13 protein-coding genes are annotated in these 12,023 nt (G+C 71.3%); 7 read left to right on the top strand and 6 right to left on the bottom strand.

Translation table 11 applies throughout. From position 1 onward, the window contains the following. The first annotated feature begins 142 nt into the window (after window positions 1-142). Entirely contained in the window at window positions 143-874 is a 732-nt protein-coding gene (locus ACIOHC_RS32905; protein WP_351080599.1) for a class I SAM-dependent methyltransferase, read from the top strand. A gap of 18 nt (window positions 875-892) precedes the next feature. On the opposite strand, the gene ACIOHC_RS32900 is transcribed toward ACIOHC_RS32905, so the two are convergent. Continuing rightward, window positions 893-1,783 carry a LysR family transcriptional regulator gene (locus tag ACIOHC_RS32900; protein WP_351080601.1) on the bottom strand — a complete coding sequence of 297 codons (891 nt, stop codon included), beginning with the start codon at window positions 1,781-1,783 and terminating at the stop codon, window positions 893-895. A 114-nt stretch (window positions 1,784-1,897) separates the two neighbouring features. Here ACIOHC_RS32900 and ACIOHC_RS32895 point away from each other — a divergent pair, with 114 nt between their 5' ends. Continuing rightward, window positions 1,898-2,899: an aldo/keto reductase gene (locus ACIOHC_RS32895; protein WP_365693351.1), complete on the top strand. Its 1,002-nt coding sequence runs from the start codon at window positions 1,898-1,900 to the stop codon at window positions 2,897-2,899. Between the two features lie 51 nt (window positions 2,900-2,950). Here ACIOHC_RS32895 and ACIOHC_RS32890 read toward each other — a convergent pair whose 3' ends face one another. Together ACIOHC_RS32890 and ACIOHC_RS32885 are read right to left on the bottom strand one after the other, a co-directional pair. Continuing rightward, a complete protein-coding gene (locus tag ACIOHC_RS32890) occupies window positions 2,951-3,478 on the bottom strand; it encodes a hypothetical protein (protein ID WP_365693349.1) in 528 nt (175 codons plus the stop codon). Between the two features lie 47 nt (window positions 3,479-3,525). Beyond that, window positions 3,526-5,019, bottom strand: coding sequence for an amidase (locus ACIOHC_RS32885; RefSeq protein ID WP_401845162.1), 1,494 nt, complete (start codon window positions 5,017-5,019; stop codon window positions 3,526-3,528). Between the two features lie 47 nt (window positions 5,020-5,066). On the opposite strand from ACIOHC_RS32885, the gene ACIOHC_RS32880 reads away from it, so the two are divergent. The 3 genes from ACIOHC_RS32880 to ACIOHC_RS32870 are packed head-to-tail and all read left to right on the top strand — an operon-like array spanning window position 5,067 to window position 7,199. After that, window positions 5,067-5,717, top strand: a complete 651-nt coding sequence (locus ACIOHC_RS32880) for a TetR/AcrR family transcriptional regulator (RefSeq protein WP_389637590.1) — start codon at window positions 5,067-5,069, stop codon at window positions 5,715-5,717. Next, the gene (locus tag ACIOHC_RS32875) at window positions 5,714-6,607 is read left to right on the top strand and encodes an alpha/beta fold hydrolase (protein ID WP_389637589.1); all 894 of its coding nucleotides are present in this window, start codon (window positions 5,714-5,716) and stop codon (window positions 6,605-6,607) included. The genes ACIOHC_RS32880 and ACIOHC_RS32875 overlap by 4 nt, the downstream gene beginning before the upstream one ends. 34 nt (window positions 6,608-6,641) lie before the next feature. Continuing rightward, on the top strand, window positions 6,642-7,199 hold the full coding sequence (locus ACIOHC_RS32870; RefSeq protein WP_351080613.1) for a DinB family protein: 558 nt from the start codon (window positions 6,642-6,644) through the stop codon (window positions 7,197-7,199). 63 nt (window positions 7,200-7,262) lie between these two features. On the opposite strand, the gene ACIOHC_RS32865 is transcribed toward ACIOHC_RS32870, so the two are convergent. The 3 genes from ACIOHC_RS32865 to ACIOHC_RS32855 are packed head-to-tail and all read right to left on the bottom strand — an operon-like array spanning window position 7,263 to window position 9,631. Continuing rightward, window positions 7,263-7,670: a GntR family transcriptional regulator gene (locus tag ACIOHC_RS32865; RefSeq protein ID WP_351080615.1), complete on the bottom strand. Its 408-nt coding sequence runs from the start codon at window positions 7,668-7,670 to the stop codon at window positions 7,263-7,265. A 45-nt stretch (window positions 7,671-7,715) separates the two neighbouring features. Further along, a complete protein-coding gene (locus tag ACIOHC_RS32860; protein ID WP_351080617.1) occupies window positions 7,716-8,690 on the bottom strand; it encodes an ABC transporter permease subunit in 975 nt (324 codons plus the stop codon). Next, a complete protein-coding gene (locus ACIOHC_RS32855) occupies window positions 8,687-9,631 on the bottom strand; it encodes an ABC transporter ATP-binding protein (RefSeq protein WP_351080619.1) in 945 nt (314 codons plus the stop codon). The genes ACIOHC_RS32860 and ACIOHC_RS32855 overlap by 4 nt, the downstream gene beginning before the upstream one ends. Before the next feature lie 217 nt (window positions 9,632-9,848). Between ACIOHC_RS32855 and ACIOHC_RS32850 the strand changes: the two genes are divergently transcribed. Further along, window positions 9,849-10,682 carry a M55 family metallopeptidase gene (locus ACIOHC_RS32850; RefSeq protein WP_351080621.1) on the top strand — a complete coding sequence of 278 codons (834 nt, stop codon included), beginning with the start codon at window positions 9,849-9,851 and terminating at the stop codon, window positions 10,680-10,682. Next, entirely contained in the window at window positions 10,675-12,018 is a 1,344-nt protein-coding gene (locus ACIOHC_RS32845; RefSeq protein WP_351080623.1) for a M20/M25/M40 family metallo-hydrolase, read from the top strand. Before ACIOHC_RS32850 ends, ACIOHC_RS32845 begins: the two co-directional genes overlap by 8 nt. Window positions 12,019-12,023 lie beyond the last annotated feature (5 nt).

The following is a 12,023-nucleotide window of genomic DNA, read 5'->3' as shown; positions in this document are numbered from 1 at the left end:
GGCCGGGACATCGGAGGCCGCACATCTGGTGAAGGATGCCGTTCCAGGGGCGGATGGTGTGCGTGGTCTTGCCACCACGGCCCCGGGAGGGTAGTCCGGACCGGAGCAACATCCCTCGGAACCAACGGACTCGGGAGTGCCCATGGGCGTGTCGGAGCGGTACCGCGATGCGTGGGAGGGCTACTGGTCCGCCACCTCGGACACGCCGGGCGAGGCGATCTGGGACGCCGACCCGGCCCTCAGCTCAGTCCCCGACAGCGCACTGCTCCTGCCGTACGCCGACACCTCGCTGCCCGTCGTCGACCTCGGCTGCGGAAACGGCACCCAGACCCGCTATCTCGCCACCCGTTTCGCGCGCGGGACAGGGGTCGACCTCTCGCACGCGGCGATCGCGCACGCACGCCGCGCGGACACCGAGGGGGTGGCCGAGTTCGCCCAGCTCGACCTGGTCGACGCCGAGGCCGTGGCGGCCCTGCACGAGCGGATCGGTGACGCGAACGTCTACATGCGTGCGGTGATCCACCAGAGCGATGCCGAGGCCAGGCCCGCCGTCGCCGCCGCGGTCACGACGCTGCTGGGGGAGCGGGGCCGGGCGTTCGTCGCCGAGCTGACCCCGGACTCCAAGGCGGTGCTCCAGCGGATGGCGCAGGGCCCGGACGGTCCGCCGGAGAAGCTGCGGCGGGTGCTGGACCACGGGCTGAATCCGGCGAGTGCCACCGAGGAGGAGGTGCCCCGGCTGCTGCGGGCGGCCGGACTGACCACGCTGGCCGACGGTGACACCGCCCTGGCCCAGACCGCGTACCTGCCCGACGGAACCCGTCTCGACCTGCCCGCGCGCTGGTTCGTCCTGGCCGCGACGACCGCCGTCGGCTGAGGGCCGGGCGAACCGCCGTCACACCCCCTCGCCGCTTTGCAGCAGCGCCATCAACTCCCGTGCACCCGGGCTCATGGCCCGGGCCGCCGGGAGCACCACGGCACTCTCGTAGCAAGGTTGCCGAGGCCCTTCGAGCCCGACCGCCGTCAGCCCCCGCGCCTCGGGCTTGCGGGAGAAGTGATGGGGCACCAGAGCGATCCCCAGTCCCTCGTGGACCAGCTCCAGCAAACTGTGCACGTCGTTGACCTCCAGACCCACCGTGCGCCGCACCCGTGCCTCGGCGAACGCCCCGTCCGCCGCTCGCCGCGGCCCCCAGTCCGGATGGAAGTCGATGAAGGACTCACCGGTCAGTTCGTCCCACGCGACGCGGTCCGCCCCCGTGAACCGGTGGCCGGGGGCGCAGAGCACGACCATGGACTCGCGTGCCAGCGGGTGGAGTTCACCGCGCCACTCGACGGAGCTGACGGTCGCGGCGAAGGCGGCGTCGAGTCGTCCGCCGGCCACCCCGTCCACCAGACTCGTGGTGCCCTCCTGACGGAGCCGGATCTCCATCAGCGGATGCCTGCGGTGGAACGCCGCCAGCAGACGCGGAAGATGCACCCCCGGCACACACTGCTCGACGCCCACCGACAAGGTGCCGCGCAGCAGTCCGCGTACCGCGTCGACGGCGTCCTTGGCCGCCCGCGCGCCCGCCAGTGTGCGCTCGGCCTCGACCAGGAGCGCGCGCCCCGCCTCGGTCAGCCGCACGCTGCGCGTGGTGCGGCTGAAGAGCGGGGTCCTCAGCTCCTGCTCCAGGGCCCGGACAGAGGCGGAGAGGCCGGACTGCGACACGGCGAGGCGTTCGGCGGCACGGGTGAAGTGCTGCTCCTCGGCGACGGCGACGAAGTGTTCCAGCTGACGCAATTCCATGATTGAGAAATTTAATCGATGAATCCCAGCGGAATCTCCTGTTGGACTGCTGGATCGTTGTCGGTGAACCTGGACCCCTGCCCACCGCAACCGCCCCTCTTCCGTGGAGCCTGCATGTACCTGCCGTCCGCCGACCGCTACCACTCCATGCCCTACCGGCGCACCGGACGCAGCGGTCTGCTGCTTCCCGCGGTCTCCCTCGGTCTGTGGCACAACTTCGGCGGCGACCGGACGCCGGAGAACCAGGGCCGGATCCTGCGCCGGGCCTTCGATCTCGGCATCACCCACTTCGATCTCGCCAACAACTACGGGCCGCCGCCCGGTGCCGCCGAGACCGCGATGGGACGCGCGCTGGGAACGGACTTCGCCAGGCTCCGGGACGAGCTCGTCATCTCGACGAAGGCGGGCCATCGGATGTGGGACGGCCCGTACGGGGAGTGGGGGTCCAGGAAGAGCCTGCTCTCCTCGCTGGACCGGAGCCTCACCCGGCTCGGGCTCGACCACGTCGACATCTTCTACTCCCACCGCTTCGACCCGGACACCCCGCTCGAAGAGACGATGGGCGCACTCGACTCGGCGGTACGGCAGGGCAAGGCGCTCTACGTCGGCGTCTCCAACTACTCGCCGGAGCAGACCCGACAGGCAGCCCGGATCCTCCAGGAGCTGGGCACCCCGCTCCTGATCCACCAGCCGCGCTATTCGATGCTGGACCGGTGGGTCGAGGACGGTCTGCTCACGACGCTGGACGAGCTGGGCACCGGCTCGATCGCCTACTCGCCGCTGGAGCAGGGCATCCTCTCCGACCGCTATCTGCGCGGCATCCCGGAAGGCTCCCGCGCGGCGGGCAACAGCCCCTTCCTGACGCCCGATTCGGTCACTCCGGAGCTGGTGGACCGGCTGCGGGCGCTGGACGAGGTGGCTTCCGCACGCGGGCAGTCCCTTGCGCAGATGGCCCTGGCGTGGGTGCTGCGGGGCGGCCGGGTCACCTCCGCCGTGATCGGGGCGAGCAGCGTCCCCCAGTTGGAGAACAGTGTCGAGGCGGTACGCAATCTGGAGTTCGGTGACGAGGAACTGACCCGGATCGAGGAGATCCTCAAGGGCATGGACAGCCGCTGAGCCCAGGACGTTTCTTCGAACTGGCGTCGTTCGACAGTTCGAAGAAACTGTCTAGCCCACCCACCCCCGCAACAGCCCCTCCCGCTCCGCACTCCGGGGCGACCCTCCCTCCCACGCGCGGCCCCACTCCGACATCGCCGCCAGCGTCGTCTCCATCGTCGCGGCGCCCTCCGTGAGGCGGGCCAGGAGGGCGTGGGAGAGGTCGACCTCGGTCCGGGGGTAGCCGGCAGCGGCGGCGACGTAGGCCGCCAGCCCCTGGTCGCCGTTGGACGATTCCACGCGCACCGTCATCATCGCCGGTGCCTTGCCCACCAGGCCGTGGCCCATGGGCAGGGCCATCTCCCGCACCGTTCCCAGGGCCACGTCCTTGACCACGCCGACCTGCCGCATCAGGGACTTCACGGGGACGTTCGCCACCGTCAGGGCGTTCACGTCCTCCCACAGGTGGAGGCCGGACTGTCCGTCGCCGAGGGCCACCACGCCCTCGGGGGTCAGACGCACCCCGGGAGCCAGACCGGACGGCTTCGCGCCCACGTACACGTCGCCCTCGGCGATCCAGAACAGGCCCACCATGGCCATGGGTTGCTCACTTCTCCCGACGACGGCGGCCGCCGCCGTGTCACACATCAATCGATCAGGTCGTCGTCCGCAACGTGCGAAGGGGTCGGGAAGTTCCCGCTTCCCGTCCTCTGTTCCCGAGCGGCTGTTCGTGCCTTGGCCCGGTCGGTGTAGCGGTGGGCCCACGGCATGGCCTCCTCCAGGGCCGCCGATACTCCGAACAACAGGTCCTCGCGGCCCCAGCCGGCCGTGAGGGAGACCCCGAGCGGCAGGCCCTCGGAACTCCAGCCCAACGGAAGGCTGATGACGGGGAACCCGGTGGCGTTCCCGAGGACGGTGTTGCCGGTGAAGGCGGTCATCGCGGCCAGTTCGGCCGCCGGGTCCGTGTCGTCGCGCAGCTCACCGATGAGCGTCGGCGGGGTCGTCACGGTCGGGGTGATCACGATGTCGGCGTCCGCGTGGCCGAGCACCCAGGCCCGCGCCCTGGCCTGGACGACACCGATCGAGGCGGTCAGCTCGCCCGAGGTCAACTCCTGTGACCGGTAAAGGAGATGGCGAACGATCGGGCGCAACGCCGTCCCGTCGAACGCCACGGCCCTGGACCCGACCAGCGCGGTGAACATCGTCTGGAAGTTCTCGGTGAACTCGGGGTCCGCCGCCTGGTCCCGGGTGAAGACGTCATGGCCGAGACCGGCCAGCGCACGCGCGGTGAGTTCGGCGGCGGCGGCGACCTCGGTGTCCACGGGTCCTCCCGAGACCGAGCCCTGTGCGAGCGCCACCCGGAGCCGGGGGAGCGGCGCCTCGCAGGCGCGCTCGTAGCTGACGGCGCGGGGCGGATGCACCGTGCCGGCCCCGGTACGGGTGGTCAGTGCGTCCAGGAACGCGGCGGTGTCGCGGACGGTGCGGGCCAGCGGGCCCCGTACGGAGAGCCCCATCGCGTCATGGCCGGCCGGGCCCGCGGTGACGAGCCCGCGGCTGGGTTTGAGCCCGACCACCCCGCAGGCGCTCGCGGGGGAGCGCACCGAGCCGGCGGTGTCGCTGCCCTGCGCGATCGGCACCAGCAGTGCGCCGACCGCCGCGGCCGCGCCACCACTGCTGCCGGCCGCGCTGCGGTTCAGGTCGAAGGGGCTGCGCGCCGGGGCGGAGACCTCGGGCTCGGTGTAGCAGGCTGCCCCGAACTCGGGAACGGTGGTCTTGCCGAGGCTGATCAGCCCGGCATCGGCCATGACGTCGACGATCTCGTCGTTGTGCCCGGGAATCCAGTCGCGCAACAGCGCGGAGCCCAGTGTGGTGCGCACCCCCGCGGTGGCCTCCAGGTCCTTGATCGCGGTGGGTACGCCGAACAGGCGCGGCAGTTCGGTGCGGTCCGCCGAGCGCAGGACGCGTTCGGCTTCGGCCGCCGCGGTGCGGGCCGGGTCGGCCGACACGGTGGTGAACGCCCCCACCCGGTCGCCGTGCCCGATCCGGGCCAGCAGGTGGTCCACCACCTCGGTCGGGCTCGTCTCACCGCGCCGGTAGGCGGCGGCCAGTTGAAGAGCGGTGAGGTCGTGCAACTCCGTCATGAGCGCTCCCATTGCTGTTTCGTTACGCGTATCGATATGGTGCGGGCATGGTGGTCGAGAAGACAAGCACTCCGAGGAACGGCCGTCCCCGGGCGGTGACGCTCGACGCGATCCTGGACGCGGCGACGGAACTGGCCGACGACCAGGGGCTCGATGCGGTGAGCTTGCGGGCGCTGGCCGAGCGGCTGGACGTGTCACCGATGGCGATCCACCGCACGACGGGCGGCATCGACGCGCTCCGGCACGCGTTGGTGTCCCGGATCGTCGGCGGGGTGACCCGCTCCGTGGACTGGCCGGACGAGTGGCGCGAGGTCGTCCGGCTGTTCGCGGACACGCTGCACGACCTGCTCATGCGACACCCGGTCATCCTGGAGGCGCACCGCCGCGCCTCACTCGTAGGACCCGGCGCGGACGATGTCGCGTACCGGGTCGTGGCGGCGCTGCGCAGCGCAGGGCTCGACGAGGAGGCCGCCGCATACGCGTACGGCACCCTGCACGACTTCGTCACCGGCCATGTGGCGATCCGCCTCGGCCGCGGCGATCTGGAACTGCACCATCTCCCGCCGGAACGACGGGCCGCATCGGTGTTCGCGGACCACCACGACTACGACCGCCGGTTCGGTTTCGGCCTCGACTTCGTCATCGGCGGGATCGCCGCCGCTGCCGCCACCCCCGTATCCCACGAGGAGCAGAGATGACCCCCTCCCCCCGGGACCTGCCGAAGACGCCGGAGACGGAACTGCCGAAGACGCACCGCCTGACGGCCCCGAGCGGGCGTCGCATCGCGTACTGCTCGTACGGCGACCCCGCCGCCCCGCCCGTGATCGTGCTCCACGGCACCCCCGGCAGCCGCTACGAGGGCCTCGCGCTGCGGCAGGCGGCGACGGACGCGGGCCTGCATCTGGTCTTCCCGGACCGTCCGGGCTACGGCGAGACCGATCCCGTACCCGGTCGTGGCTTCCACCGCTGGAACGACGACTTCGTGGCCCTGCTCGACCACCTCGGCCGCGAGCGGGCCACGGTCGTGGCGATCTCGGGCGGCGGCGGGTACGCGCTCTCGGCGGCCCAGAAGCACCCAGGGCGGGTCACACGACTCATCCTCGCGTGTGCCGCCGTCCCCGGAGCGCCCCGCGAGGCCTACGCGCGCCGGATCCCGCTGGTCAAGTGGATGAACCGGATCGTCGTCTGGGCCCCGGCGATCGCCCGGCCGATGCTCGCCGGGAAGGGGATCTTCAAGAGGACGAGGCGCGAGCCGAACCTCGACGCCTGGCCCCGCTCCGACCGGCTGATCATGAGCACCCCCGCTTTCCGGGCCCTGTCCGAGGTGGACACCGCCGAGGGCCAGCGCCAGGGCGTGGACGCGGCCGTCACCGACCTCGCCGGCTACTCGTGCCCGCTGCCGGACCCGCTGGGCTCGGTCTCCGTACCTACCCTCTTCCTCCACGGCGAGGCGGACGGCAACGTCCCCGTCGAAGTGGCGTGCTGGGCGCACGCGCAGATCCCCGGCGCCGAGCTGCGCACCGTCCCCGACGGCGGGCACCTGTTCCTGCTCGCGGACCCGGAGCCGCTCCTGCGGGAACTGACCTGAGCGGTGGGCCCCGGGTGGTGCGAGGATGGCCGCCATGACATGGACGGCACCTCGCATCGCACGTACGACGGTCGACGGGGACCAGCTGAACGTCCCGAGCACCGCGGACGAGCGGGTCATGCTGGAAGGCTGGCTCCGGTGGCACCGCGAGACGCTGCTCACCAAGTGCGCCGGGCTGACTCCGGCACAGCTCGCCCGTACCGCGGCCGAGCCCTCCGGCCTCACCCTCCTCGGCCTGGTGCGGCACATGGCGGAGATCGAACGCTGGTGGTTCCGCCGGAGCTTCGCGGGCGAGCGGATCGGTGATGTCTTCACCGGTCCGGGCGACGGCGACGAGGGCATCGAAGGCGTCGACGCCGCGCACGCCGAGCGCGACTTCGCCGCCTTCCGCGCCGAGATCGAGGCGTGCGAGGCCGCCGTGGCGGGGCGCGGCCTCGACGAGACCTTCGTGTACGCCGGCCGCGGCCGGACCGTCGGCCTGCGCTGGGTGTACCTGGTGATGATCCAGGAGTACGCCCGCCACAACGGCCACGCGGACCTGCTGCGCCAGCGCACCGACGGCGCCACGGGCGACTACCCCGCACCGGCATGACGGTGACCGGCCCCCACCGGGGGACCGGCCACTCTTCGTCGACGAGGCGTACGGCGCCGTGCCTCAGCCGGCGTCCGCCTCGGGCGGATAGACGGCCGAGTGGACCGACCGGAACAGGGCGTCGACCTCCGGGCCGCTGAGCCCCTGCGCCCGTGCCTGGTCCAGCCACTCGGCGAGCGATGTGCGCAAGGGGGAGTCGGCGCCCGCCTGGGGCGGGACGAGGGAGCGGGTGATGAAGGTGCCCGCTCCCTGCCGGACCTCGGCGAGGCCCGAGCGCTCCAGCTCGCGGTACGCCTTGAGGGTGGTGTTCGGGTTGACCTTGGTCTCGGCCGCTACCTGAGCGGCCGTGGGCAGCCGATCACCCTCCTCCAGGGCACCCATGCGCAGCGCCTGTTCGACCTGCCGCACGATCTGGAGGTATGTCGCCACTCCGCTGCGCCGGTCGATACGGAACACGACCACTGCCTTCACCTCCCGTTCGACTGCCGAAACCCTACGTACCTGCGGCGGCGGGTCCTAGAGGGGGCGACGGGACACCCGCCACAGGACGAACGCGGTGAGTACGGCGGTACCCGCGAGCAGGATGGCCGCCCCGGTCCACTGCATGGCCGGCATCTGGTCGAAACCGAGGTACTCGTACACATTGTTGACGATGCCGTGCTCCTTGACGCACGCGTCGGAGGCCTTCTCGGTCGTCTTGGCGCACAGGCCCCAGCCGTAGAGATGGCCGTCGGCGGAGCCGATCCAGCGGTCCACCTCGAACGACCCGGTCACCCGCGAGGGCATGTCCGCGTCGAGCGGGTAGACGATCGTGCGGGTCGGGGCGAGGTGGACGAGCATCTCGTCCCAGAAGACCCCGACCGCCGCGGCGAAGACGAACGTGATCGCCATGGAGGCGAGGACGCGGCGGACCAGCACACCGATGGTGATGCCGGCGGCGGTCATGAAGAGACAGAACGCGGGGAGCATCGGGCCGGTGCTGTCGAAGACCGATCCCTCCCACCACTCGCTGGGGAACACCGAACGGTAGGGCTTCCACCACCAGGTGAACAGCGCCGAGAGCACCGCAGCGGTCACGAGCACCGCCGCGTAGACCCAGGCGAACTTCGTCGCCACCCAGCGGCGGCGTGACACCGACTGGGTGGTGACCAGCTGAGCGGTGCCCTGCTCCTGATCTCCCGCGATCAGCGGGGCGCCGACGAAGACGGCGAGGATCATAGGCAGCCCGCCCAGCACGGTGATGACGAGACCCACACTGCCCGAGTCGAACGTCGGCTGCGCCAGTTCCTTCCCCGGCCAGCCCGCGGCGTCCAGGAGGTCCTTCATGCGGCTGCGCTCGTAGACGATCCAGATCGAGCCGAGGACCGCCACGGTGAGCAGGCTGAGCAGCGCGGCCCGGTGCTGGCGCACCACGAGCCAGCTCAGCCCGCGCAGCATGCGGGGCCCCGGGGAGCGCTCGGTCCGGGGGGCGTCGGTCAGGGTGGTGCTCATGAGGTGTGGCTCCCTTCGGCCTCGGTACGGGCACCGGGTGTGAACAACGAGGGCGCGTCCGGTGAACGGAGATGCGCCAGCAGCACCTCCTCCAGGCTGGGTTCGGAGACCACCCAGTCACCCGACAGGGGGCCGTTCGTCCGTACCAGCGCGTGGAACTGCCGGCCCTGGACGCGGCACTCGATCACGGTGTGCGGGGCCAGCACGGCGGCCGGGTCCCCGTCCGTGGCGAGCCCGGTCACGAGCGCGTGGGCCGGGACGAGCGCGTCCGCGTCGCCCGCCATCCGGATCCTGCCGTTGGCGAGGACGAGCAAGTAGTCGCACATGTCCTCCAGCTCGGTGAGCATGTGGGAGGACATCACCACCGTGGTGCCGCGCTCGACGGCCTCCGACATCAGCAGGGTGCTCATGTCGTGGCGGGCGAGCGGGTCGAGGTCGGACATCGGCTCGTCGAGCAGCAGCAGGTCGGGCCGCTTGCCGAAGGCCAGCGCGAACGCGACGCGGGTGCGCTGCCCACCGGAGAGAGTGCCCACGCGGGCGTCCATCGGCACCTGGCCCGACCGCACGATCCGCTCCGCCGCGGCCATGTCCCAGCCGGGGTTGAGCTCGGCGCCCATGCGCAGCGTCTCGGCCACCGTGAAGCGCTTGAACAGCGGCTTGTCCTGCCCGAGGAACGCGAACTTGGGCATCACCTCGGGGTCGTCCACGGGCACGCCGAAGACCCTGAGATCGCCTCCCGTGGGCTGCACCTGACGGGTCGCGATCCTCAGCAGGGTGCTCTTCCCGGCTCCGTTGGGGCCGACGAGACCGCAGATCCGACCGGCCGGCAGCCGGAACGAGATGTCCTGCAGCGCCCAGCCGCGCCGGTAGCGCTTACCCAGGCCGTGGGCCTCCAGGGCCCATGCGCCGGACGCGCCGTCCGGAGTGAATGCGTCTGCCATGCACTTCGCCTCAATTCCATTAGTCAATTAATGGAATCATGGTCTGGGCGCGGGAAGGCTGTCAAGGCGACGAGGAACGGCCCGGCCGGCGGTCGGACGTCACCTGTCCGGAATGCTCCTGATGGGGGTGTGGGTCGCGCTCTCTTCGGAGGACTGGACCATTGAACGTCTCTGTGGCTCTGGCCTGGAGGTTCTTCGGCGCGTAGCGTGACCCCGCATGAAGATCCTGATCAGCGCGGACATGGAAGGCGCCACCGGCGTGACCTGGCCGGCCGATGTGCTGCCGGGCACCCCGCAGTGGGAGCGATGCCGCGCCATGTTCACCTCCGACGTGAACGCGGCGGCGCTCGGCTTCTACGACGGCGGCGCCGACGAGGTGCTCGTCAACGAGGCCCACTGGTCCATGCGTAACCTTCTGCTGGAGCGGCTCGACGACCGGGTCCAGATGCTCACCGGCAGGCACAAGTCCCTCTCCATGGTGGAAGGCGTCCAGCACGGCGACGTCGACGCCATCGCCTTCGTGGGCTACCACACGGGCGCCGGCGCGGAGGGGGTGCTCGCCCACACCTATCTCGCGAACTCCCTCACCGGGGTCTGGCTCAACGGCGTCCGGGCGAGCGAGGGGCTGCTCAACGCGCATGTCGTGGCCGAGTACGGCGTTCCCGTCGTCCTCGTCACGGGCGACGACCTGACCTGTGCGGACGCGCAGGGGTACGCCCCGGAGGCCCGCAAGGTCGCCGTGAAGGACTATGTGTCGCGCTACGCCGCGGTGTGCCGCACCCCGGCCCGTACCGCCGCCGACATCCGCGCGGCGGCCAAGGAAGCGACCGCGCTGGCGGTACGCCACACCCCGGTGGAGGGCGGCCCCTTCACCGTCGAGCTGGAGTTCGACGCCGAGCACCTGGCCGGCGCGGCCACCGTCGTCCCCGGCGTGACACCCGGAGGTGAACGGCGCGTCGCCTACACCAGCGGGACGATGTACGAAGCTATCCGCACGTTCAAGGCCGTGACGACCATCGTGTCGTCCGCCGTGGAGGAACAGTATGGCTGAGGCGACCGACCCCCGACAGGGCGTCGACGAAAGGGCGCTCGACGAATCGGTGACGTTCACCTCCGAGCTGATCCGGATCGACACCACCAACCGCGGCGGCGGCGACTGCCGAGAACGCCCGGCCGCCGAGTACGTCGCCGAGCGGCTGGCCGACGCCGGACTCGAACCCACCCTCCTGGAGCGCACCCCGGGACGCACCAACGTGGTGGCCCGGATCGCGGGCACCGATCCGTCCGCCGACGCCCTGCTCGTGCACGGCCATCTCGACGTCGTCCCGGCCGAGGCCGACGACTGGACCGTGCACCCCTTCTCCGGAGAGGTGCGCGACGGTGTCGTCTGGGGCCGCGGCGCCATCGACATGAAGAACATGGACGCGATGGTCCTGGCCGTCGTCCGGGCCTGGGCGCGGGCCGGTGTCCGGCCCCGTCGCGACATCGTGATCGCGTACACCGCCGACGAGGAGGCCAGCGCCGAGGACGGCTCCGGCTTCCTCGCCGATCAGCACGCCGGACTCTTCGAAGGGTGCACGGAAGGCATCAGCGAGTCCGGTGCCTTCACCTTCCACGCCGCACCCTCCATGCCGCTCTACCCGATCGCCGCGGGCGAGCGCGGCACCGCCTGGCTGAAGCTCACCGCACACGGCAAGGCGGGGCACGGCTCCAAGGTCAACAAGGCCAACGCGGTCAGCACACTCGCCTCGGCCGTCGCCCGGATCGGCCAGCACGCATGGCCGGTCAGGCTCACCCCGACGGTCCGCGCCGCGCTCACCGAGATCGCCGCGCTGCACGGCATCCACCCCGACCTCGACGCCCCCGGTTTCGACGTCGACGAACTGCTCGGCAAGCTCGGCCCGGCCGCCGCCCTGGTCGAGCCGACCGTCCGCAACAGCTCCAACCCGACCATGCTGGAGGCCGGGTACAAGGTCAACGTGATCCCGGGCCACGCCACCGCGTACATCGACGGCCGGATGGTGCCCGGCGGCGAGGACGAGTTCCACGCCACTCTGGACCGGCTGACCGGACCCGATGTCGACTGGGAGTTCCACCACCGCGAGGTCCCGCTGGAGGCGCCGGTCGACTCGCCGACCTTCGCGAAGCTGCGTGCCGCGATCGAGCGCTTCGACCCGGACGGCCATGTCGTGCCGTACTGCATGTCGGGCGGCACGGACGCCAAGCAGTTCTCCCGGCTCGGCATCGCCGGCTACGGCTTCTCGCCGCTGAAGCTGCCCGTCGGCTTCGACTACCAGGCGCTGTTCCACGGCGTCGACGAACGCGTCCCCGTCGAAGCACTGCACTTCGGCGTCCGCGTCCTCGATCACTATCTGCGCACGGCCTGACCCGC

It is taken from the genome of Streptomyces sp. NPDC088252, from assembly GCF_044740965.1.
Classification (GTDB): Bacteria; Actinomycetota; Actinomycetes; order Streptomycetales; family Streptomycetaceae; genus Streptomyces.
The sequence above is the reverse complement of the archived record's forward strand: the minus strand, read 5'-3'. Positions and strand labels throughout refer to the sequence as shown.

Coding starts and splice junctions, on each gene's coding strand:
- ACIOHC_RS32905 (WP_351080599.1), top strand. CDS start 143: ATGGGCGTGTCGGAGCGGTACCGCGATGCGTGGGAGGGCTACTGGTCC.
- ACIOHC_RS32900 (WP_351080601.1), bottom strand. CDS start 1,783: ATGGAATTGCGTCAGCTGGAACACTTCGTCGCCGTCGCCGAGGAGCAG.
- ACIOHC_RS32895 (WP_365693351.1), top strand. CDS start 1,898: ATGTACCTGCCGTCCGCCGACCGCTACCACTCCATGCCCTACCGGCGC.
- ACIOHC_RS32890 (WP_365693349.1), bottom strand. CDS start 3,478: ATGGCCATGGTGGGCCTGTTCTGGATCGCCGAGGGCGACGTGTACGTG.
- ACIOHC_RS32885 (WP_401845162.1), bottom strand. CDS start 5,019: ATGACGGAGTTGCACGACCTCACCGCTCTTCAACTGGCCGCCGCCTAC.
- ACIOHC_RS32880 (WP_389637590.1), top strand. CDS start 5,067: ATGGTGGTCGAGAAGACAAGCACTCCGAGGAACGGCCGTCCCCGGGCG.
- ACIOHC_RS32875 (WP_389637589.1), top strand. CDS start 5,714: ATGACCCCCTCCCCCCGGGACCTGCCGAAGACGCCGGAGACGGAACTG.
- ACIOHC_RS32870 (WP_351080613.1), top strand. CDS start 6,642: ATGACATGGACGGCACCTCGCATCGCACGTACGACGGTCGACGGGGAC.
- ACIOHC_RS32860 (WP_351080617.1), bottom strand. CDS start 8,690: ATGAGCACCACCCTGACCGACGCCCCCCGGACCGAGCGCTCCCCGGGG.
- ACIOHC_RS32855 (WP_351080619.1), bottom strand. CDS start 9,631: ATGGCAGACGCATTCACTCCGGACGGCGCGTCCGGCGCATGGGCCCTG.
- ACIOHC_RS32850 (WP_351080621.1), top strand. CDS start 9,849: ATGAAGATCCTGATCAGCGCGGACATGGAAGGCGCCACCGGCGTGACC.
- ACIOHC_RS32845 (WP_351080623.1), top strand. CDS start 10,675: ATGGCTGAGGCGACCGACCCCCGACAGGGCGTCGACGAAAGGGCGCTC.